General features: G+C 71.7%; 15 protein-coding genes. 5 read left to right on the top strand and 10 right to left on the bottom strand.

The window, feature by feature from the left end; all coding sequences use genetic code 11:
* Positions 1-391: 391 nt before the first annotated feature.
* The 3 genes from ACXN5W_RS28180 to ACXN5W_RS28170 all read right to left on the bottom strand — a co-directional run bounded on the left by ACXN5W_RS28180 (position 392) and on the right by ACXN5W_RS28170 (position 6,295).
* Positions 392-4,048, bottom strand: a complete 3,657-nt coding sequence (locus ACXN5W_RS28180; protein ID WP_473161415.1) for an ATP-binding cassette domain-containing protein — start codon at positions 4,046-4,048, stop codon at positions 392-394.
* A 125-nt stretch (positions 4,049-4,173) separates the two neighbouring features.
* Positions 4,174-5,013 carry a GNAT family N-acetyltransferase gene (locus ACXN5W_RS28175; RefSeq protein WP_473161414.1) on the bottom strand — a complete coding sequence of 280 codons (840 nt, stop codon included), beginning with the start codon at positions 5,011-5,013 and terminating at the stop codon, positions 4,174-4,176.
* A 28-nt stretch (positions 5,014-5,041) separates the two neighbouring features.
* The gene (locus ACXN5W_RS28170) at positions 5,042-6,295 is read right to left on the bottom strand and encodes an MFS transporter (protein ID WP_473161413.1); all 1,254 of its coding nucleotides are present in this window, start codon (positions 6,293-6,295) and stop codon (positions 5,042-5,044) included.
* 129 nt (positions 6,296-6,424) lie between these two features.
* Here ACXN5W_RS28170 and ACXN5W_RS28165 point away from each other — a divergent pair, with 129 nt between their 5' ends.
* The gene (locus ACXN5W_RS28165) at positions 6,425-7,030 is read left to right on the top strand and encodes a PadR family transcriptional regulator (protein WP_473161412.1); all 606 of its coding nucleotides are present in this window, start codon (positions 6,425-6,427) and stop codon (positions 7,028-7,030) included.
* Positions 7,031-7,316: 286 nt separating this feature from the next.
* On the opposite strand, the gene ispG is transcribed toward ACXN5W_RS28165, so the two are convergent.
* From ispG to ACXN5W_RS28140, 5 genes are all read right to left on the bottom strand, one after another.
* Positions 7,317-8,489 (bottom strand): flavodoxin-dependent (E)-4-hydroxy-3-methylbut-2-enyl-diphosphate synthase, encoded by a 1,173-nt coding sequence (ispG, locus tag ACXN5W_RS28160; RefSeq protein ID WP_473161411.1) that lies wholly within the window; start codon positions 8,487-8,489, stop codon positions 7,317-7,319.
* An 8-nt stretch (positions 8,490-8,497) separates the two neighbouring features.
* Positions 8,498-9,748 (bottom strand): M50 family metallopeptidase, encoded by a 1,251-nt coding sequence (locus ACXN5W_RS28155; protein ID WP_473161410.1) that lies wholly within the window; start codon positions 9,746-9,748, stop codon positions 8,498-8,500.
* Complete coding sequence (gene dxr, locus ACXN5W_RS28150) at positions 9,748-10,959, bottom strand: 1-deoxy-D-xylulose-5-phosphate reductoisomerase (protein ID WP_473161409.1); 1,212 nt, start codon at positions 10,957-10,959, stop codon at positions 9,748-9,750. Before dxr ends, ACXN5W_RS28155 begins: the two co-directional genes overlap by 1 nt.
* Before the next feature lie 43 nt (positions 10,960-11,002).
* Positions 11,003-11,611 (bottom strand): Uma2 family endonuclease, encoded by a 609-nt coding sequence (locus ACXN5W_RS28145; RefSeq protein ID WP_473161408.1) that lies wholly within the window; start codon positions 11,609-11,611, stop codon positions 11,003-11,005.
* A gap of 324 nt (positions 11,612-11,935) precedes the next feature.
* Positions 11,936-12,571, bottom strand: a complete 636-nt coding sequence (locus tag ACXN5W_RS28140; RefSeq protein ID WP_473161407.1) for a YcxB family protein — start codon at positions 12,569-12,571, stop codon at positions 11,936-11,938.
* 161 nt (positions 12,572-12,732) lie between these two features.
* Here ACXN5W_RS28140 and ACXN5W_RS28135 point away from each other — a divergent pair, with 161 nt between their 5' ends.
* A complete protein-coding gene (locus ACXN5W_RS28135) occupies positions 12,733-13,605 on the top strand; it encodes a YhjD/YihY/BrkB family envelope integrity protein (protein ID WP_473161406.1) in 873 nt (290 codons plus the stop codon).
* Positions 13,606-13,730: 125 nt separating this feature from the next.
* Here ACXN5W_RS28135 and ACXN5W_RS28130 read toward each other — a convergent pair whose 3' ends face one another.
* A complete protein-coding gene (locus ACXN5W_RS28130) occupies positions 13,731-15,914 on the bottom strand; it encodes an MMPL family transporter (RefSeq protein WP_473161405.1) in 2,184 nt (727 codons plus the stop codon).
* Between the two features lie 110 nt (positions 15,915-16,024).
* Between ACXN5W_RS28130 and ACXN5W_RS28125 the strand changes: the two genes are divergently transcribed.
* Positions 16,025-16,807 (top strand): TetR/AcrR family transcriptional regulator, encoded by a 783-nt coding sequence (locus ACXN5W_RS28125; RefSeq protein WP_473161404.1) that lies wholly within the window; start codon positions 16,025-16,027, stop codon positions 16,805-16,807.
* 11 nt (positions 16,808-16,818) lie between these two features.
* Positions 16,819-18,471 (top strand): phytoene desaturase family protein, encoded by a 1,653-nt coding sequence (locus ACXN5W_RS28120; RefSeq protein ID WP_473161403.1) that lies wholly within the window; start codon positions 16,819-16,821, stop codon positions 18,469-18,471.
* A gap of 71 nt (positions 18,472-18,542) precedes the next feature.
* Here the strand turns inward: ACXN5W_RS28120 and ACXN5W_RS28115 are convergent, their stop codons facing one another.
* Positions 18,543-20,144, bottom strand: a complete 1,602-nt coding sequence (locus ACXN5W_RS28115; protein WP_473161402.1) for a Rieske 2Fe-2S domain-containing protein — start codon at positions 20,142-20,144, stop codon at positions 18,543-18,545.
* 327 nt (positions 20,145-20,471) lie between these two features.
* Between ACXN5W_RS28115 and ACXN5W_RS28110 the strand changes: the two genes are divergently transcribed.
* Positions 20,472-20,699: a DUF2631 domain-containing protein gene (locus ACXN5W_RS28110; RefSeq protein ID WP_473161401.1), complete on the top strand. Its 228-nt coding sequence runs from the start codon at positions 20,472-20,474 to the stop codon at positions 20,697-20,699.
* The last annotated feature ends 263 nt before the right edge of the window (positions 20,700-20,962 follow it).

Raw genomic sequence — 20,962 nt, 5'->3', positions numbered from 1 at the left:
CTCTGCGCGGTTGTTTGTTCCCTTCTGTCTCCCTCTCCCCCACGCCCCCCCCCCCCCCCCCCCCCCCCCCCCCCCCCCACGTCCCGGGATCGGCCGAGGCCCGAACCGGGGCGCCGAGCCTGACCCGAGACCGCGACCAGGCCAAGGGCCGCAGGCAGGCCGAGGCCGTGGCCAGGCCGAGACCGTCGCAAGGTCAAGGTCAGGCCGAGACCGCGACCAGGCCAAGGGCCGCAAGCAGGCGGAAGCCGGGACCAGGCGGAAGCCGGGACCAGGCGGGGCTGGGGCCGAGGTCAGGCCGAGGCCGGGGCGAGGCCGCGACCAGGCCAAGGTCGTGGTCAGGCGGAGGCTGTGGTCAGGCTGGGGCCGAGGCGGAGGCCGCGAACCGGGTCGGTCAGCCGGCCAGGTGTCCCCACTCGTCCGCCAGTTCGTCCCACCGGCCCTGGGCCACGGCCCGGCCGCCGATCAGCACCACCACCCGGTCGGCCTGGCTGAGCGCCGCCCGCTTCGAGGTCGAGCCGACCACCGTGACGCCGTGTCGGCGCAGGGCCCGCCAGAGGTCCAGCTCCGTCGTGACGTCCAGCGCCGACGACACGTCGTCGGCCACCAACAGCTCGGTACGCGGTGCCAGCGCGCGGGCCAGCGCCAGCCGCTGCAACTGGCCGCCGGACAGCCGGGTGCCCTTGTGCCCGATCAGCAGTCCGAGCCCGCCGCCGGCCGCCGCCAGGTCATGATCCAGCTGTGCCGTCGAGACCGCGTCCGCCGCGTCCACCGGATGGCCCAGCGCGACGTTCTCGGCGACGGTGCCGGACAGTACCCGGGGCAGCTGTCCGACGTACCCGACCTGGTTCGGCCGCAGGAACAGTTCGGGCTCGGTGACCAGTTCCCCGTTCCAGCGCAGCGCGCCGGTGTGGTGGACGATCCCGGCGAGCGCGCGCAGCAACGACGACTTGCCGGCGCCGACCGGCCCGACCACCAGCACGAGCTGACCCCGGCGCACGCTCAGGTCGACGTCCCGTACCGCGACCGTGCCGTCCTCGTGTACGACGGTGAAGCCGTCGAGTTCCAGCCGGCGCAGCGGGTGTCGCGGTGCCGTGGCCGGGGCGGGCGCGGTGCCGGCGGAGATGTCCACGCCGGGCACCGGCGCCGAGTACGCGGCCACCCCGGACATCTCCACGGTCCGCCGGGTCCAGACCCGGGCCGAGGGCAGTTGTGAGATCAGCGACGCGGTCGTCCAGGCGAACCAGCGGGCCGCGCCCAGCGTGGACACCACCACCAGGGTGCCGCCGGCGGACAACCCGCCGGTCAGGAACAGCGCCCACGCCCCGATCGGCAGCAGCCCACTCATCATGGACGGCGTCGACCGGGCCAGCACCTGTACCGAGATCTCCCGCCGCTGCCGGTCGCTGCGGACGAGGTCGAGCCGGGCCAGGTGGTCCAGGACCGGTCCGGTCGCGCCGGCCAGCTTCACCGTCCGGGCCGCGGACAGCGACGACACCAGGGCGGTGGCGAACGCGGCCCGCGCCTTCACGGTCTGCCGGGCCAGCCGCTCCAGCCGGGGTCCGAACAGCGTGGCCGCGAGCCCGGACACCAGCATCGTGCCGGCGAAGAACAGCGCCGGTACGACCGACCCGGCGACCAGGATCATCCCGACCAGGATGAACACGCAGGCGATCTGGTCGACGATGTTGTCGGCGAGCTGTACCACCCGTTCGGTGTCCCCGCCCTGTGCGACCACCTCGGCCGGGGTGTGCTTGCTGACCCGGCGTGGCCCGGTCTGGCCGTGTACCAGGCGCAGGCTGATCCGCAGCATCTGCCGGACCCACCACTCCGGGAACCACTTGTTGGTGTACCAGGGCGTCGGCAGCGTGACGACCAGGGCGGCCACGATGCCCACGGCCGGCCACAGCGGCCCGTCCACACCGTCGACCAGATCCGCCCACAGCCAGGGCAGCACCGACCCGTCCAGGCCGAGCAGCACCAGTACCAGGAAGAACGCCACCGCGCCGAGGCCGTACCGGGCGTCGTTCGTCACCAGCCGGAGGATCTCCCGCATCGTCCGGGCCCGGGCCGGGGGCGGCAGGGGTGGCGGGTCGACCTTCGCCGTCGTCGCCCTGGCCGACTCGTGGGTCGACGGTGACCCGGACCCATCCGACGGCCCGGACCCATCCGACGGTGACCCGGACCCGTCCGACGCTCCGGACCCACCCGACGCTCCGGACCCATCCGACGGCCCCGCCGCGACCAGGCCGGCCGCGACCGGGCCGGCCAAGCCGCCGACCGGGTCCGTCGTGGGCCAGAGCGACCCGATGTCGTCGGGGGCGGTCAGCAGGTCGGTTCCGGCGCCCGCCGGTTCCGCTCCCACCGTCGCGTACGCGCTGGCGTGGCTGGTGGCCAGCAACCGGGCGAACCGCTCGGACTCGCGCAGCGGTCCGGCCTCCAGTACCCGTCCGTCAGCCAGTACGACCACCTCGTCGCAGCGGCGTACCGAGGAGAGCCGGTGCGCGATCACGATGCCGATCCGGCCCACCAGCAGCCGTTCGGTGGCGCGCTGCACCCGGGCCTCGGTGACCGGGTCGAGCCGGGCGGTGGCCTCGTCGAGGATCACCACCCGAGGGTCGCGGACCAGGATGCGGGCGAACGCCACCAACTGCTCCTGGCCGGCGGAGAGCACGTGGCCACCCTCACCGAGCCGGGTGTTGATCCCGTCCGGCAGCTCGGCCAGCCAGGCGTCCAGGCCCAGTTCGGCGATGGCCCGAGCGGCGGCGTCCAGCAGGTCGGGGTCGAACAAGGCGACGTTCTCGGCCACCGTGCCGGCGAGGATCTCGGTGCGTTGCGGCACCACGGCGATCCACCGGCGCAACAGTTCGATGTCCAGGTCCAGCACGTCGGTACCGGCCAGGAAGACCGTGCCACGCGGCACGTCGACGGCCCGGGTGAGCAGCTTGGTGAGCGTCGACTTGCCCGAGCCGGTCCGCCCGATCAGCGCGTACGACCGGCCCGGCGCGAACGTCAGGCACACGTCCCGCAGCGCCGGGCCACGCTCGTCGTCCGATCCGGGCGTCTGATAGCCGAACGTGAGGTCGCGCAGCACCAGGTCACCCTCGACCGGGCTGGCCCCGCCGGTGGGTTCCTGCCGACTGCCCTGCAACAACTGCACCCGGCCCCACGCGCCGAGCGCGTACTGCAACTCCGGCACCATCCGGCTGACGTGCTCGATGGTCGCGCCGAAGGCGATCACCAGCAGCCAGATCGCGGTCAGCCGGGCGGCGTCGACCCGCCCGGTGGCCAACGCCCAGGCTCCACCGAGGACGACCAGAATGATGCCGCCCCGGGTGACGGTCCCGGCGATCGTGGTGACCCGGGCCGTCATGTGCCACACCCGACGTCCCCGGGACAGCACCCGGCTGGCCCGTTGGGCGTACAGCCGCAGCACGTACGGTCGGGCCAGGCTGGTCCGCACGTCGTCCTGGCCGTGGATGGACTCCTCCATCACCGCCGCCAGGTCGGACCAGCTCTCCTCCTCGGCCATCCGCAGCGGGCCGATGCGGCCGGTCGGCTTGCGCAGCCCGACGGCGAGCACGGCGGCGAGCACCAGCATCGCCAGCCCGGCCGGCCACCAGACCCCGATCGCGATGACCACCGACAGCACGGCCACGCTTATCGACTGGGCGAGCCGTACGCCCGTACCCCGCAGCTCGGAGGCGACCTGGTAGACGTCACCGTCGATCCGGTCCAGCAGCTCGCCGACCGGGGTGGTCTCCAGGGTGGGCAGGTCCTGCCCGAGGGCCACCCGACACAGCCGGCGGCGTACGTCGGCGGCCCAGTCGGCGGTCAGGCCCGCCGTGATCAGGCCGACCGCGAAATCGCTCGCGACCGCGGCGACCAGGGCGATGGCGAGCAACCCGAAGAACACCGTGGAGTGACGCAGCAGCACCGGCCCGGCCAGCGCCGAGGCGGCCGCCTGACCGCCCGCGCCGAGCAGGATCAGGCAGGCCACCAGGGCCGTTCGGCGGGGCGAGGTGACCCACAGATCACGAAGCAGACGCATCGGTGGGTCCCCCCGGAAGATTGCGGTGAGCCCCCAGCCTGCGACGCCGAGCGCCGATCATCAACGCAATTTCGCGCCGGGCGCGGTGGCGGAGGGGCGCCTTCCGCTCAGAAAAGCACGGTGACTCAGAAGAGCACGGTGGCGAAGGTGCCCACCGAACGGAAGCCGCAGCGCGCGTAGACCCGGCGGGCCGCGGTGTTGTAGTCGTTGACGTACAGGCTGACCGAGGGCGCGACCCGGGCCAGCGCGTCCCGGACGACGGCGGCCATGGCGGCCGCGGCGATCCCCCGGCCGCGCCACTCCGGCGCGACCCAGACGCCCTGCACCTGCGCGGTACGGCTGGTGACCACCGCCAACTCGGCCTTGAACACCACCTTGTCGCCGTCGAACCGCGCGTACGCCCGGCGGGCCCGGACCAGCTCGTGCACCCGCCTCCGGTAGCTGCGCCCGCCGTCGTCGGCCAGGGGCGACACCCCGACCTCCTCGGTGTACATGGCCACCGCCGCGGGAAAGAGCCGGTCCACCTCCCCGGTGCGGACCAGCCGTACCCGTGGGTCGGGCTCGATCGGCGCCTCAGCCTCGGTGGCCAGCAGCGGTTGATTCGGGCGTACGTCGCGGGCGGGACCCCAGCGGTCGGCAAGCCGGTCCCACAGTCCCAGCACGGCGTCCGCCTGCCCCACTATCGATGAGCAGGTACGGTCCTCACCGCCCAACTGGTCGGCGAAGGCGGCCACCGCCGACGGTGAGGCGAGCACCGGGGTGAGATGCCCACCCAACCAGCACAGCGACTCGACCTGCCGGCGACCGCCGTACCCGAGGATCCGCCCGTCCGCGCGCCACCAGGACAGGCCACGGGCCGCCACCCGCTCGGTCACCTGCGCCGCCGCGTACGGATCCCGGTCGAGGATCCGCTCGACCGCCGGCCGTTCGGCCTCTCCCAGTTGGCGCACCGGAACAGTCAGCACGCCTACCAGCCTGCCAGATCCGTTGCGATCAAGCGGCTCGACCGGCGTCACCTACTCCGGCGACGGGCGCCGCCTCCCGGCCGGACCCGGCGGCACGGGTTCGCAGCGCCCACCCGCTCACCGGCGGGACCAGCGTCCCGAGCAGCGCGAACAGGACACCGAGGAGCAGCCATCCCGGTTCCCCCAGCCCGATGGCCAGGGTGGTGACCACCATCGGCGCGAGCATGCCACCGAGCTGGTTGCCCATGGCGTAGGCGCCCTGGTACTGCCCGTGCGCGTGCTCGGGAGCCAGCCCGAAGGAGATTCCCCAGCCAGCGGCGGACTGCCACAGTTCACCGAGCACGTGTACCAGCGCGCCGCACAGCAGGAGCAGCACGGCCGCTCCGGTGGGAACCGCCCCGCTCGCCGCGAACAGCGCGCACGCCACGGCGATCGCCACCCCCGCCCGTCGGGAGGCCCGGGCGGCTCCCGGAACGTCCTCTGTGCCCCGGGACGCGCGCACCTGGAACAGCACCACCATCACGGTGTTGATCAGCATCAGTGCCGAGACGAGCCACCGGGGCGCGCTCGTGTGGCCGGCTATCCACAGCGGCAGGGCGATGTTGATCAGCCCGAAGTGCATCGACATCAGCCCGTCGAGGAGCGTGAAGGCCAGGAACGGCCGGTCCCGCAGTGCCACCAGCCGGGGTCCGTGCGTGGGCGCCGGCACCGGTGGGATGGGGGTGAGTCGGGTCAGCACGAGGGCCGCCGCCACGAAGCTGGCGGCGTCGACGAGGATCAGCGCGACGTACGCCTGCCGGGTGTCGGCGGCGATCCCGAACCCGGCCGCCACGGCACCGAACGAGATGCCGACGTTGGTCACCGCGCGCAGGTAGGCCCGGGTGTACACCCGCTCGGTGGCCGGCACCGCCCCGGCGATGACCGCGCCACGTGCCCCCTTGTACGCGGCATCGGCCAGTGCCGAACCGGTGGCGATCAGGATGAACATCGGCAACGACCGGACCGTGATCAGGGCGACGCTGAACAGCCCGGAGGTGAGCAGGGCGCCCACCTGGATGCCGCGTGGGCCGTACCGGTCCGCCAGATAGCCCATGGGAGCGCTGGCGACCAGGTTGACCAGAGCCGCGACCGAGAGACCGACGCCCACCTGGGTGGCGGTCAGCCCCGCCGCTCTGGTCAGGAACAACGCGCTCGCGGTGAGCCAGACACCGCGACCCGCGGTGTTCACGCCGGTGGCGATGGCGAGCAGCCGGGTGGGACCGGGAGGGGGAAGCAGGCGCATGCCGTCGATCAAACAATACGTACGTACGGTTTATGAAGTCGATGTGGCTGGCATCACTCGACTTGTCGCCGATGCGTTCCCGATATATCGTCAATGCATCGGCGATAGTCCACCAGGAAGGGGACCATCATGTTCCATCGGGGCTTCCACGGCATGGCCGGCCCGCACGAGGCACGGATGCGCGGCTTCGGCTTTCCCGGCTTTCCCGGCTTCCCGCCGGGCGGTATGGGCGGACCGCACGCCGGCTCGGGCGGCGCGTTCGGGCCTGGTCGGCGCGGTCGCGGACGAGGCCGCCGGGCCAGTGTCCGCACGGCGGTGCTGGCGCTGCTCACCGAGCGGCCCATGCACGGCTACGAGATGATCCAGGAGCTGGGTTCCCGCACGGGCGGCGCCTGGCGGCCCAGTCCGGGTTCCGTCTATCCGACGCTCCAGCTGTTGGAGGACGAGGGCCTGATCGCGGCGACCACGGAGGCGTCGGGTGGCGGCCGGAAGCGGTTCGCGCTCACCGAGGCCGGCAGCGCGGAGGCGGCGCAGGCCGCTGAGACCCCGCCCTGGGGGGAGTTCGCCGAGGGCACGGTGAACAGCTGGCACGAGATCCGCCAGTCCGGCTTCCAGGCGATGGACGCGCTCCGACAGGTCATGCAGACCGGCACCGACGACCAGCGGGAACGTGCCGCCCAGGTACTCGACGAGACCCGGCGCAAGCTCTACGCCATCCTCGCCGAGTCCGATTGACGCCCGAGGTCCGTCCGGCGGCTCGGGGGCGCCGGACGGACCTCAACGCCCCGCAAAACACCAGATCCGCCCACGGTGGCGACCCACCGTACCCAGCACGGGTGGTGGCCCGCCGTCCCCAGCGAAGGGATCAAGCCTGACCGCCCGTAGCTGGGGACGGCGGGCCACCACCCACCCACCCACAAACCTGACCGCCCGGAGCTGGGGACGGCGGGCCACCACCCACCCACAAAGCTGACCGCCCGGAGCCGGGGACGGCGGGCCAGCACGGCCCGCACGTCGAAGCTCAGTGGACCGTGACGGTTGGCCCGGTCACCAGGTCGCGCAGTTCCTCGGGCAGCTCGGCGCCCATCTCGTCGGCGAGCCGAAGCGCCTCCTCGATCAGGGTCTCCACGATCTGTCCCTCGGGGACGGTCTTGATGACCTGGCCGCGGACGAAGATCTGACCCTTGCCGTTGCCGGAGGCGACGCCGAGGTCGGCCTCGCGGGCCTCACCGGGACCGTTCACCACGCAGCCCATGACGGCCACCCGCAGCGGCACCGGCAGTCCCTCGAGACCGGCGGTGACCTGCTCGGCCAGCGTGTAGACATCCACCTGGGCCCGGCCGCAGGACGGGCAGGAGACGATCTCCAAGCCCCGCTCCCGCAGGCCCAACGACTCCAGGATCGCCGCGCCGACCTTGATCTCCTCGACCGGCGGCGCCGACAGCGACACCCGGATCGTGTCGCCGATCCCCTCGGCCAGCAGCGCGCCGAAGGCAACCGCCGACTTCACGGTGCCCTGGAACGCCGGACCCGCCTCGGTCACCCCCAGGTGCAGCGGATAGTCGCACCGTTCGGCCAGCTGCCGGTACGCCCGGATCATCACCACCGGGTCGTTGTGCTTCACCGAGATCTTGATGTCCCGGAAGCCGTGCTCCTCGAACAGCGAGCACTCCCACAGCGCCGACTCGACCAGCGCCTCGGCGGTGGCCTTGCCGTATTTGGCCAGCAGTCGCTTGTCCAGCGAACCGGCGTTCACCCCGATGCGGATCGGCACCCGCGCGTCACCGGCGGCCTTGGCGATCTCCTTGACCTTGTCGTCGAACTGCCGGATGTTGCCCGGGTTCACCCGCACCGCGGCGCAACCGGCGTCGATCGCGGCGAAGACGTACTTCGGCTGGAAGTGGATGTCGGCGATCACCGGGATCTGCGACTTCTTGGCGATGGCCGGCAACGCCTCCACGTCGTCCTGGCTCGGTACGGCCACCCGGACGATCTGGCAACCGGCGGCCGTCAGCTCGGCGATCTGCTGGAGGGTCGAGTTGACATCGGCGGTCAACGTGGTGGTCATCGACTGGACCGAAACCGGCGCGCCACCACCGACCGGCACCGAGCCAACCATGATCTGCCGGCTGGCCCGCCTCGGGGCCAGCGGCGGCGCCGGCACGGCGGGCATACCCAGACTGACAGTGGTCACGATGTCACTCACCTCGAAAAGAGCGTGATCGGATTGACGACGTCCGCGGTGATGGTCAGCAGCGTGAACGCACCACCGACCAGGATCACCGCGTACGTGAAGGGCATCAACTTCAGATAGTCGACGCGGCCCGGATCCGGCCGGTTCAGCTTCGCATAGATCCAGGACCGGACGCGCTCGAACCAGGCGATCGCGATGTGGCCGCCGTCCACCGGCAGCAGCGGCAGCAGGTTGAACACGCCGACGAAGAAGTTCAGCGAGATGAACAGGAAGACCAGCAGCTGCCAGACGCCGTGTTGCAGCGCCTCGCCGCCCAACCGGCTGGCGCCGACCACGCTGACCGGCGAGTCCGCGTCCCGCTCACCGCCGCCGATCGCGGAGATCAGCGCCGGCACCTTCTCCGGGATCCGCTGGAGCGCCTGGGCGGTGGCCACCGCCATGTTGCCGGTGAACCGTGCGGTGGCGCCGAACGCCTCGCCCGGCCCGTAGGTGACGGTCGCCGGCGTACTCACCTGGAGCGTGACGCCCAGCGCGGCGACCGGGCCGACGGCGCCCTTCGGGTCCCCCACCGGTGGCCGCCGGGTCTCGCCCAGGGTGACCGTCGCGGTGCCGGGTTGGCCGTCGCGGACGTAACCGACCTGGGTGGTGGTCCCCGGCTTGGCCTTCCGGATCGCCTCGACCAGGTCGCCGTAGGTGCTGACCGGCTGGCCGGCGAACGAGGTGACCCGGTCGCCGTCGCGCAGCTTGCCGCTGACTGCCGGGCTGGCCGGGTCGCCGGGCGCGCACGCCCGGTTGGTGTTGTCCGGCACGACGCACGAGGCCAGGGCGATCACCGACGGCTCGCGTTGGAAGTCCGCCTCGGTCTGCGGGGCGGCCGGGTTGGGCAGGCCCACGAAGATCGCCGCGAACCAGGTCGCCACCAGCGCCAACGCGAAGTGGGTGGCGGAACCGGAGGCCATCACGATGGTCCGCTTCCACACCGGGAAACGCCACATCGCTCGTGGTTGGTCGGCCGGGTCCACGTCGTCGTCCTGCGGTGTCATCCCGACGATCTTGCAGAAGCCGCCGAGCGGGATCCCCTTCACGCCGTACTCGGTCTCACCCCGGCGGAACGACCAGAGCGTCGGCCCGAAACCGACGAAGTAGCGGGTGACCTTCATCCCGAAAGCCTTGGCCGTGAGCATGTGCCCGGCCTCGTGCAGGCTCACCGATACGAGGATCCCCAGGGCAATGACGACCACCCCGAGCAGGTACAGCATCAAGCTCCCTCCACCGCCTCCGCGATGATCTCCTGCGCGTACGCCCGCGCCCAGGACTCGGCGGCGAGCACTTCGTCGACGGTACCCGGTTCACCAAAATCCGGACTGGCTTCGAGGACCCGCGCGAGGGTGTCCACGATGCCGAGAAACGGTAGCCGGCCGGCCACGAAGGCGGCCACGCACTCCTCGTTCGCCGCGTTGTAGATGGCCGGTCGGCACTGGCCCGCCTCGCCGGCCGCCTTGGCCAGGGCGACCGCCGGAAACGCCTCGTCGTCCAGCGGCGCGAACTCCCAGGTGTGGCTCCGCGTCCAGTCCACCGCGGTGGCGGCCCCCGGCACCCGGTCCGGCCAGCCCAGCGCCACCGCGATCGGCAACCGCATGTCCGGCGGGCTGGCCTGGGCGATCGTGGAGCCGTCCGCGAACTCGACCATGGAGTGGATCACCGAGGTCGGGTGGATCATCACGGTGATGTCCGGATAGGGCACGTCGTACAGCTCGTGTGCCTCGATCACCTCGAGCGCCTTGTTGACCATGGTGGCCGAGTTGATCGTGACGACCTGGCCCATGTTCCAGGTCGGGTGGGCCAGCGCCTGTTCGGGGGTGACGTTCGTCAACTCGTCCCGGCGCCGACCCCGGAACGGCCCGCCGCTGGCCGTGACGATCAGTCGGCGCACCTCGGGTCGGCTGCCCGAGCGCAGGCACTGGGCCAACGCCGAGTGCTCGGAATCGACCGGAACGATCTGCCCCGGCCGGGTCACCGCGGCCTTGACCAGCGGGCCGCCGGCCACCAGCGACTCCTTGTTGGCCAACGCGAGGGTACGTCCGGCGCGCAGCGCGGCCAGGGTGGGCGCCAGCCCGAGCGAGCCGACCACCCCGTTCAGGACGATGTCACACGGCCACTCGGCCAACTCGCTCATCGCCGACGGGCCGGCCAGGATCTTGGGAATCCGGAAACCCCCACTGGGGTAACCACGCTGCTGCGCCTCGGCGTAGAAGGCGAGTTGGAGATCCTGTGCGGCCGACGCCCGGGCCACCCCCACGGCGTCCACCCCGAGCTCCAGCGCCTGCGCGGCGAGCAGTTCCACGTTGCCGCCACCGGCACCGAGCGCGACCACCCGGAACCGGTCCGGGTTGCGCCGGACGATGTCGATCGCCTGGGTGCCGACCGAACCGGTCGAACCGAGCAGCACGATGTCCCGGGGAGCATTCACCGGGTCATTGTCCCCGACCGTCCCTGAGCACCGGCTGGGAGGTTCAGATCTGGTCCGCACCGTCGCCCGGCTTGGCTTCCTCGGGTAGCAGGTCACCCGGGTCGATCGAGAAGGCGAACGGTTCACGCATGACGAACATGGTTCCCGCGACCGCCGCGACCATCGGCCGATACTCCCCCTCGCTCAGCTCGAAGAGCGCGATGGCGGGCACCCGCTTTCGCAGGTCGACCCGCATGAAATAGGGAACGCCAGCGACGGCGTACTCCCGAGGCCGGTCGATGACGTCCTTCCGCCGGTTGCCGGGAGAGACGATCTCGCCCAGCAACACGGCGGCAGAGATGTCCATGGCCGTTCGACCGCCAGCGGGGCGGGAGAGCACAACCAGGTCGGGGATGAACAAGTCGTCACCCGAAGTGATGTTCACCTTGTGGAACAACCAGAGCCCGGCCCGGCGAGCCGCCTGCTTGAGCAGGTAGGCCAGATCAAGTTCAGCGCTCTGGTGGTCGAATCCGGCATGTGGTGTCAGGATCACGCTTCCGCTCAGGACCTCGACCCGGGGGGCGTTGGTCTCCGGTAACAGCCGGAGGGCGAGATCGGCGGTCCACGGCTCGTCGCGCCGGGCCAGAACGTCGAACGATCGCTCGGGCTCCACGCTCGGACCTGAATCCGGCTCTGACGCCACCACGAAATGCGCCACCCGCCTCACCCCCTTGCGCCGGAAAGCCTGCTCGCCGTCAGCCTAGCCAGGGAGGGGCCAGCGCGAGCGTTTCGCACGATGTGCCACTGCCCTGAGAGCTTGCCGGAGGACTCATGTCCTCCCCGTCGTCCTGTACCGGCTCGTCGTCCAGCAGGTCACCGGGGTCGATCGAGGACTCGAACGGCTCGCGCATCACGAACGTCGGGGGCCAGCCACGCGCCTGTCGCACCGGAGCGAAACACCGGCGAACCGGCCCCGGCGAACCCGTGGGCGTACCGCTCAGGGCACTGGCGGCCGTACCGTCCCGGGACCCGGCTCCGGACGGGAGCCCGGCGTCTCGGCCCGCGGACCCGGTACTACCGGCGGGCCCGGCATGGCCGGCGAACCCAGTGCCTGCCCTGCTTCCGGGGCCCTGGCCGCCGGCTGCGGCGGGAGCCCTCCCGTGGGCAGGTTGGCAAGGAAGGCCGCCAACTCCCGGTCCTGCTCGGCGGTCAGGGCCGGCCGCGGAATGTCGGCCACCAGGTACGGACGCCGCCGCCACAACACGTAGGCGTACGGCCGGGTCTCGACCGCGTTCACGGCGCTCCACCGCGCGCCCCCGTGGGCGTCCGGGGAGCGCCAGCTCAGCCCCTCGTCATCGAGCAGGTAGGTACGGGGCTCGAAGGCCGCGGGCGGTAGTCCGCGCAGGAGCCGGGTGACCTGGAGTGGTGCCCGGAGCATCAGGCCGACGCCCACCCCGATCGTCAGCAGGCCAAGCGGTCCCGACCAGGGTGCCTCGGCCACCAGGAAGAGCACTCCGAGAACGAGCAGCCAGGCGCCGACGGCCAGGTACAGGATCCGGATGGGCCGGCCGCCCGCCGAGATCATCTTCCGGAGGTACGCCCGATCGTGGGCGTGGGTGAATTCGATCCGCACGAGCCGGAGAGGCTACCGGCCCGGACTCCGACGCGGTGCCCCGCCGACGCATCGCACGTTAAGAAGGGGCCCCGCTACATCGGAAAGCGATAACAGGGGGCCCTTCCTTACAGGTCGGTGGTCGAGGCGTGGCGGAGGGCAGGAGTGGGAAGGAGGTCGGGGTGGGCGACGGGTGGCGGCAGGCGAGACGAATCATCACGGCCGCGTTCCGACCGGTCCGCGGGCGCGACCTGTCCCTGCACGCGGCGGCCATCACGTTCTACGGCGCGATCGCGGTGGTGCCGGCGGCGCTGCTGGCGATCTGGTTGACCGGCCTGGCCGCCGGCGCCGGGCGGGTCAGCCGGCTCACCGGGTACGCGGTCCGGGCCCTGCCCACCGAGATCGGTGCCGACCGGGCCACCGAGGCACTCGTACACGCTGGCCTGTCGCTCAGTCCCGGGCTGGCGCTGGCCTCGCTGCTGCCCGCCTCACTGTACGGCGAGGGACTGCGCCGGGCCTTCGTGTCGGTGGCCCGGCCGGACGATCCGGGCAATCTGGTCGGCTGGCGGGGCCGGCTGGCGTTGCTGCCGCTGCTCGCACCCGCGCCGGCGCTGCTGATGTCGATCCTGCTGGTGCTGCCGATGACCACCCGACTGGTCCAGCGGGGTGGGCTGGTCACCGCCGCCGGCGTGGTGCTGTCGTTCCTCGCGGTCTGGCTGGTGCTCAGCCCGGTGCTGGTCTGGGTTTTCCGGGTGGTCGGTCCCGGCCGGCCGGACTGGCTCTCCACGGTGCTGCTCGGCTCGTTCACCGCGGCGAACCTCTCCGGGTTCCTGCACGGGTTCATCCTGTTCTGCTCGCTGCCGCTGCGTCTGGGCGTACCGTTCGGCGGCTTCGACGCGATCGGCGGCGGGGTCGCCGTGCTGCTCTGGCTGTACCTGTTCCACGTCATCGTGCTGGCCGGCTATTCGGCCACGCTGGTGCTCAGCCGCTGGCGCCGCAGCCGCGCCACCACCGGGTCGCCGCCGCCCGCCCCGCATCCCCAACCCACCCCTTGACGGGTCGCCGGGGTCGGGCACGGTCAGCGGCGGCCCAGCGTTCAGCCGATCGGCGCTCCAGCCGGTCAGCCTGCCTGCGGGTCGACGGCGGTGCCCGGCGTTCCGGCCGGTCAGCGGTTGAGTGGTCAGCGGTGGGCGGTCAGCGTCGGGGTGTGCGGCGTGCCCGGGGCTGGCGTCTCGGCGTTGTCCGACTCGCGCAGGCCGTAGCGGCGGTACAGCCGACCGAGCGGGCCGGGCGCCCACCAGTTCCACCGACCGAGCAGCCGCATGGTGGCCGGCACGAGCAGCACCCGGACCAGCGTGGCGTCCACCACGATCGCCACGATCATGCCGATCCCGATCAGCTTGATGTACGACATGCCGCCGGTGGCGAAGCCGGCCACCACGATGACCAGCAGCAGCGCCGCGGCCGTGATGATCCGTCCGGTGTGCTGGAGTCCGACCGCTACCGCACTGGTGTTGTCCCGGCCCGCGTCCCACTCCTCGCGGACCCGGGAGAGCAGGAAGACCTCGTAGTCGGTGGCCAGCCCGAACAGCACGGCCAGCATGAGGATCGGGTTGCTCGGCTCGATGAACCCGGTGGGGGTGAAGCCGAGGATGTCGGCGAGATGCCCGTCCTGGAACACCCAGACCACCACGCCGAACGACGCCGAGATCGAGACGATGTTCATCAGCACCGCCTTGACCGGCAGCACCACCGAGCCGAACGCGAGGAACAGCAACACCAGGGTGGCCGACGCCATGATCAACGCCATCCACGGGAGGTGACCGCCCAGGCTGTCCAGCAGGTCCCGGTCGGCGCCGGGCCGGCCGCCCACCAGCACCTCGGCACCGGCCGGGGCCGGCAGGTCGCGGATGGTCCGTACCGCGTCCTGGGCCGCGTCTCCGGTCGGTTCGCCCGAGTAGCCCACGGACAGCAGGGTCGCGCCGTCCCGGCTCGCCGCCACCCGGACGTCGGTCACCCCCGGCACCTGGCCCACCCGGGCGGCGAAGGCCCGGGTCTGCTCGGCCGGGACGCCGGAGATCAGTACGTCGATCGGGCCGACGGTGGCACCCGGGAACTCGGCGTGGATGCGTTCGGTCACCAGCCGGGGAGCGGAGTCGGCCGGCAGCACCCGCTCGTCGAAGCCACCGAACTCGATCCGCAGGAAGGGCGCGGCGAGCACGCCGAGCAACGCCACCACCGCGATCACCACCGGCACCGGCCGGCGCATGACGGCGTGGGCGATCCGGGCCCAGGCGCCGCCGGCCACCGGGTCGGTCGCGCCGGAGCGCCGCCGGCGCGGCAGGGGTACGCGCAGCGCGTCGATCCGGTGGCCGAGCACGGCCAGCAGGGCCGGCAGCACGGTGAGCGCGGCCAGCATGGCGACCAGGACGGCGGCCATCCCGCCGAGGCCCATCGACCGGAGGAACGTCTGCGGGAAGATCAACAGGCTGCCCATCGCCAGCGCGATGGTGAGGCCGGAGACCGCCACGGTCCGTCCCGCCGTGGCCAGCGTGCGCCGCAGCGCCGCCGGGGTGTCCAGGCCCGTGGCCAGTTCCTCCCGGAAGCGGCTGACCATGAACAGTGCGTAGTCGATCGCCATGCCCAGCCCGATCAACGTGATGATGTTGATGGCGAAGACGGAGACGTCGGTGATCGTGGTGAGCAGGCGTACCGCGACGAACGCGCCGAGGATGGCGAGGCCGCCGATGAGCAGCGGGGTGGCCGCCGCGACCAGTCCGCCGAAGATGAGTACCAGCAGCACCAGCAGGACCGGCATGGAGAACAGTTCCGCCCGGGTGATGTCCCGGGTGGTCTGCTCGTTGGCGGCGTGCAGGAACGGCACCGTGCCGCCGACCTCGGTGCGTACCCCCGGGGCGTCGAGGGTCGGCCGCAGCGCCCGGTACGCGGCGGACCGCCCGTCCTCGTCGGCGGCGCGCAACCGGACCAGCGCGTACGTGGCGGTCCGGTCCCGGGACAGCAGGGTGGGCGACGGCGTGTCGTACCAGCTTGTCACGCTGGCCACCTCGGGCCGCTCGCGAAGCTGCCGCAGGGTCGCGGTCACCGGGTCACGGAACGCCGGCTGGTCGGCCGTCGCCGTGTCGCTGGAGTACAGCACGAGCAGGTCGGCGTCCTGCCGGCCCAGTTCCACGGCGATCCGGTCGGCGGCCCGGCTGGACTCGCTGGCCGGATCGTCGAACCCGGCTCCGGTCAGCGCGCCGAAGACGCCCGCTCCCCAGGTCGCGCCGATCGCGACCAGCACCAGCGCCGCGGCGAGCACCGTCCAGCGCCAGCGCACGACCCGCCGCCCCCACCACGCGAACATTCGTTCTCCCGCTCTTGCGCCAGGTCGTACCCTGTAATAGCCACTCAGAAAAGTGAACGCCGTTAACTATCACTACGGCGTTCGCTCCAGTCAAGGGGAGTCTGCTGAAAGTGACCGCTCCGACCCGGCGCGAACGCCTACGCACGGCGACCGTCGCGGAGATCAAACAGGGCGCCCGACGCCTGCTGATCGAGGGCGGGACCGAGGCCGTGTCGCTGCGCGCCATCGCCCGGGACATGGGCATGACGGCGCCCGCCATCTACCGCTACTTCCCCAGCCTGGAAGCCCTGGTGGTGGAGCTGGCCGGCGACTTCTACGACGAACTGCGGCAGACCGTGGAGGCGGCCCGGGACGCCGCCGGTGACGACCCCACCGATCGGTTGCTGGCGATGGCCCGCGGCTTCCGGCGCTGGTCGGTGAGCCATCCGGCCGAGTTCAGCCTGATATTCGGCAAGCCGGTACCGGGCATGGTGGAGTTCATGCAACAGTGCGACACCGGCCAGCCGGGGCCCCGGCTGGGCGCCGTCTTCCTCCAGCCGCTGCACGAACTGCACGACCGTGGCCGACTGCCGACGCCGCCCCGGGACCTGCTGGAAAGCCAGCTCGGCGACCGGCTCAGCCCGCTGCTGCGACGCACCCACGGTGACCTTCCGGCGGCGGTGTCGTACGTCTTCCTGTCCTGCTGGACCCGCCTGTACGGGCTGGTGGCCATGGAGGTCTTCCACCACCTCGACTGGGCGCTCACCGAACCGGAAGCGCTGTTCGAGGTCGAGCTTGCCGGCCTGGCGGGTCAGCTGCGGGACCTTCCCCCCGGTCCACCGGACCCACCCGCCGGCCAGGCCACTTCGTCCCAGCCCCACGAGGACTCCCCGCGGCCCCCCGACAGCCGCTAGGCTGCCGCTGCATGGACGCTGAGCTGCCCGACCGGGCCGACGTGGTGATCATCGGGGCTGGTCACAACGGTCTGGTGTCGGCCATCCTGCTGGCCCGGTCCGGCCTCGACGTGCTGGTGCTGGAGGCCGCCGACGTGCTGGGCGGGGCCACCCGGACCGAGCGGCCCTTCCCGAAGGTGCCCGAACTGCGGCACTCCACCGGGTCGTACCTGCTGGGGCTGATGCCACCCGAGTTGCTGGCCACGCTCGACCTGCGCATCCCGGTGCTGCGTCGCGACCCGCACTACTTCCTGCCCACCCCCGGGCCGGTCGGCTCGCCGTACCTGCTGATCGGTTCCGACCGCGCGGCCACCCGCGAGCAGCTGACGGCGTTCTTCTCCCCCGCCGACGTGGCGGCCGACGACGCCATGCAGGCCGAACTGGCGGCGCTGCGCGCGGACCTCGCGCCGGCCTGGCTGGCCGAACCGCTGCCCGTGGACCAGACCGCCGACCGGTACGTCCGGCCCGCGCTGCGCGAGGTCTTCGTCGACCTGGTACGCGGCTCGGTGGCCGACTACCTGGCCCGGTTCGACTTCTCCTCCGAACTACTCGTCTCGATGTACGCGGTGACCGACGGCCTGTCCGGGTTGAACGCCGGGCCGGACGACCCGGGAACGGGCCACAACTTCCTGGTCCACAACATGTGCAGACTGCCGGGTTCCGACGGGACCTGGATGATCGCCGAAGGCGGGATGGGCACCGTGTCCCGGACCTTCGCCGACGCGGCGCGGGCCGCGGGAGCCCGGATCGTCACCGGCGCCCCGGTGGCCGCGATCACCCTGGACGGCGGTGCGGTCGACGGCGTCGCGCTCGCCGACGGGCGTACGGTCGCCGCCGGCGTCGTGCTCGGCGCCTGCGATCCGTACCGGCTGCTCGACCTGGTGCCCGACGGCGCGCTGCCGGGGGCCCTCACCGAGCGGATGGCGGCGAACCGCCGGCCCGGCACCACGTTGAAGCTCAACCTGGCCCTCACCGACCTGCCCCGGTTCTCCTGCCTGCCCCCGGGCACGGCCAGCCCGTTCGGCTCGACCATCCACCTGCTGCCCGGGTCGGCCTCGCTGGTGCCGGGCGGTGCCAGCTCAACCGGGGGCGCCCGCACCGGCTCCGCCCGCAACACCGGCGCCGCCGACGGTGGGGAATCGCCGATGGCGGCGCTGCGGGGCATGTGGGCCGATGTGCGGGCCGGCCGGTTGCCGGACGAGCCGACCATCGAGTGGTACCTGCACACCACCGTCGACCCGTCGTTGCAGGACCCCGCCGGGCACCACTCGTCGGCGCTGTTCGTGCAGTCCGTGCCGTACGCGCCGGCCGGCACCGACTGGGCCACCGCGCTGCCCGGGTACGTCGACCGGCTGCTGGCGATCTGCGACCGGTACGCACCGGGCACCACCGACCTGGTGGCCGACACCCTCCCCCTGCCCCCACCCGGGATCGAGGAGCACTTCGGGATCACCGGCGGGCACATCCACCACGTCGACAACACCGTCTCGTTCACCGACCGCATGCCGTACGCCACCGGCCTGGACGGGCTCTACGCGGGCAGCGCGGGCTGCCACCCGGCCGGCAGCGTGATCGGCGCGGCCGGCCACAACGCCGCCCGCCGAATCCTCACCGACCTGAGGTAAGGAAGGGCATCTTGTTATCGCTTTTTGTATAGCAAGCGGCCCCTGTTAACGCCCCGTCGACGGGCCGCAGGTCAGCCGGCCGGATCGGCGGCGGGCCGGTCCTCGGACCGGTCCTCGGACCGGTCCTCCCTGTGGGCGCGGATCTTGTGCCCGACGCTGGTCAGGCAGCGCCCGCTGACCAGGTCGAACCGCCAACCGTGCAGCTGGCAGGTGAGCTGGTCGCCCTCCACGATGCCGAACCGGGTCAGGTCCGCCTTGAGGTGCGGACAGCGCCGCTGCACGGTCCAGTCGCCCAGCTTGATGTCCTCGGCGTCACTGGTCCGCTCGTGCTCGTCGTACCAGCCCTCGGCGTACTGGAGACGCTCCTCGGACAGGCACTTGAAGAAGGCGTACACGAACTCGTTGTACTGGCCGATCCGGGCCGCCGAGAAGCGGCAGGACAGGAAGAGCGAGTTCACCCAGTCGACCTCACCGGTGAACAGCAGGTGCTCGACCAGCGCCCGCTCGGTACGGAACCGGTACCGCACCTTCTCGTCGACGTACGGTCGGACCTGCTTGCCCGGAAAGTCCACCACGATCGACTCGACGGTCTCCGCGCCGGTGTGGTCCGTGCTCACGAGGTCGAACCGGACCGGGCCGCCCACCCCCTTGGCCAGGTAGAGCGACTCGTCCAACAGCGGCTCGATGCGCCGCTTCATCTCCTTGAGAACGTCCACCTCGGGGTGCCGCCAGGACGCCTTCTCGGCCTCGATGATCGGCCGCTTGCGCTCACGCATCTCCGCCAGGTGGGCGGCCTTGTTCGCGAAGAACTCGTCGACCGGCACCGGGTGGGTGGTCTCGCAACCGTCCGTGGTCAGCTCGGCGACGCTGCCCGGCAGCAGCACCACACCGTTGGTGCCGCCGACCTTCGCGTACTCGGCCATGAAGACCGACTGGTCCGGGAAGATGTTGCCCTCGTCCCCGAAGATGTCGTTGAACTGCCACAACTCGTCATCGAGGAAGCACGGCGGCCCGGCGATCGGAAAGACGTGTGACGCCTTGAGGTCGTCGATGTACCGCCAGGTACGGTCGAACTGCCGGTCCCGCTTCTGCTTACCGAACGCGGTCTTCGCGGCCGTCGGCAACTCGTAGACCATCGGATACCAGATGGCGCCGGAGAACTGCAACAGGTGGGCGTGTACGTGACCCAGCTCGGCGAAGGTGGTCAGGTCGGTGGGCCGGGCGTCGTTCTGGTTGAGCAGCCGGACCCCGTCGTGCTCCACCCACAGCGACGAGTCGCCGATCGGCCCGTCCGTGGGGCTGGTCAACGCCTGGATCATCACCTTGAGCCCGCCGTCGAGCTCGACCACCTCGTTGGTCTTCGTCCGCAGGAAGCTGGTGAAGCCCAGCTCACGCAGTTCGTCCTCCAACTCGGAGGTGGGGTACTCGGGCAGCAGCACGGTGGCCTTCTTGCTCACGTACCGCTTGAGATGCGCCGCGTCGAAGTGGTCCCGGTGCAGGTGGGACACGTACAGGTAGTCGGTCTGGCCCAGCGCCTCCCAGTCGAGCTGGGAATTGTCGGGGAACGGGAACCACGAGGCGAAATAGGCCGGATTGACCCACGGATCGCACAGAATGCTGCCCGCGGCCGTGTCGATCCGCATGCTGGCGTGCCCCGTACCGGTCAGACGCACCGCACCGTCCCCTTCGTTCGATAGGTGATGCTCCCGCCCCAGACGCTACCGGAGCGTCCCGGCCGACCCACCCGCGACGTCGGCGAACGGGCGGACCACCGGTCCAGTCGATCATCGGCCCCACCGTGAGGCCACCGGATGGTCCGGGACGCGCACGACAACAGGGCCCGGACCCGCACGACAACGGGCCAGGACGCGCGCGACACGGCCGGCCGGGCAGGCCGGGCCGGTGGGTGACCGGCGGAGCGGGCCTGGGGCCCTACGCCAACCCGGGCATCCCGACATGCCAGACTGAGGCCAGATCCGTGTCAAGAGGAAGGACCGAACGTGGCCGGAACTGAGTCGGAGCCCGTTACCTCGCCCGACCAGCACAAGCCGGGGCACCGGAAGGCGGGCCGGATCGGCGCTGTCCTCGTGGCGGCCGCCCTGCTGCTCATGCTGTGCGGTAACCACCGGGGCAACGTCGAGAACATCTGGCTGATCGGCCTTGCGGCCACCCTGCTGATCATCGTGATCGGTGACGCCATCCTGCGTCGCAACGGCCTGCGCTCCTGACCCGCTGACCAGGTAGCCCGCGAACCCGCCCGGCCGCGACACCACCCGGGCCGCGAACCCGCCCGGCCGCGACACCAGCCGGGCCGCGACACCACCTGGACTGGAACGCCACCCGGCTGGAACGCGACCGGTTTGGGCCGGAGCCATCCAGACCCAGACGTCGAAGCGGGGGGGGGGGGGGGGGGGGGGGGGGGGGGCGGGGGTGGTGTTCGACGGCGTGACTGAAAGAACGTGGCTGTTGCCACTCTATGCGCTCCGTTGCC

This window comes from Plantactinospora sp. A48, from assembly GCF_055793945.1.
Note: the sequence above shows the minus strand (reverse complement) of the source record. Positions and strands in the feature narration are given on the sequence as shown.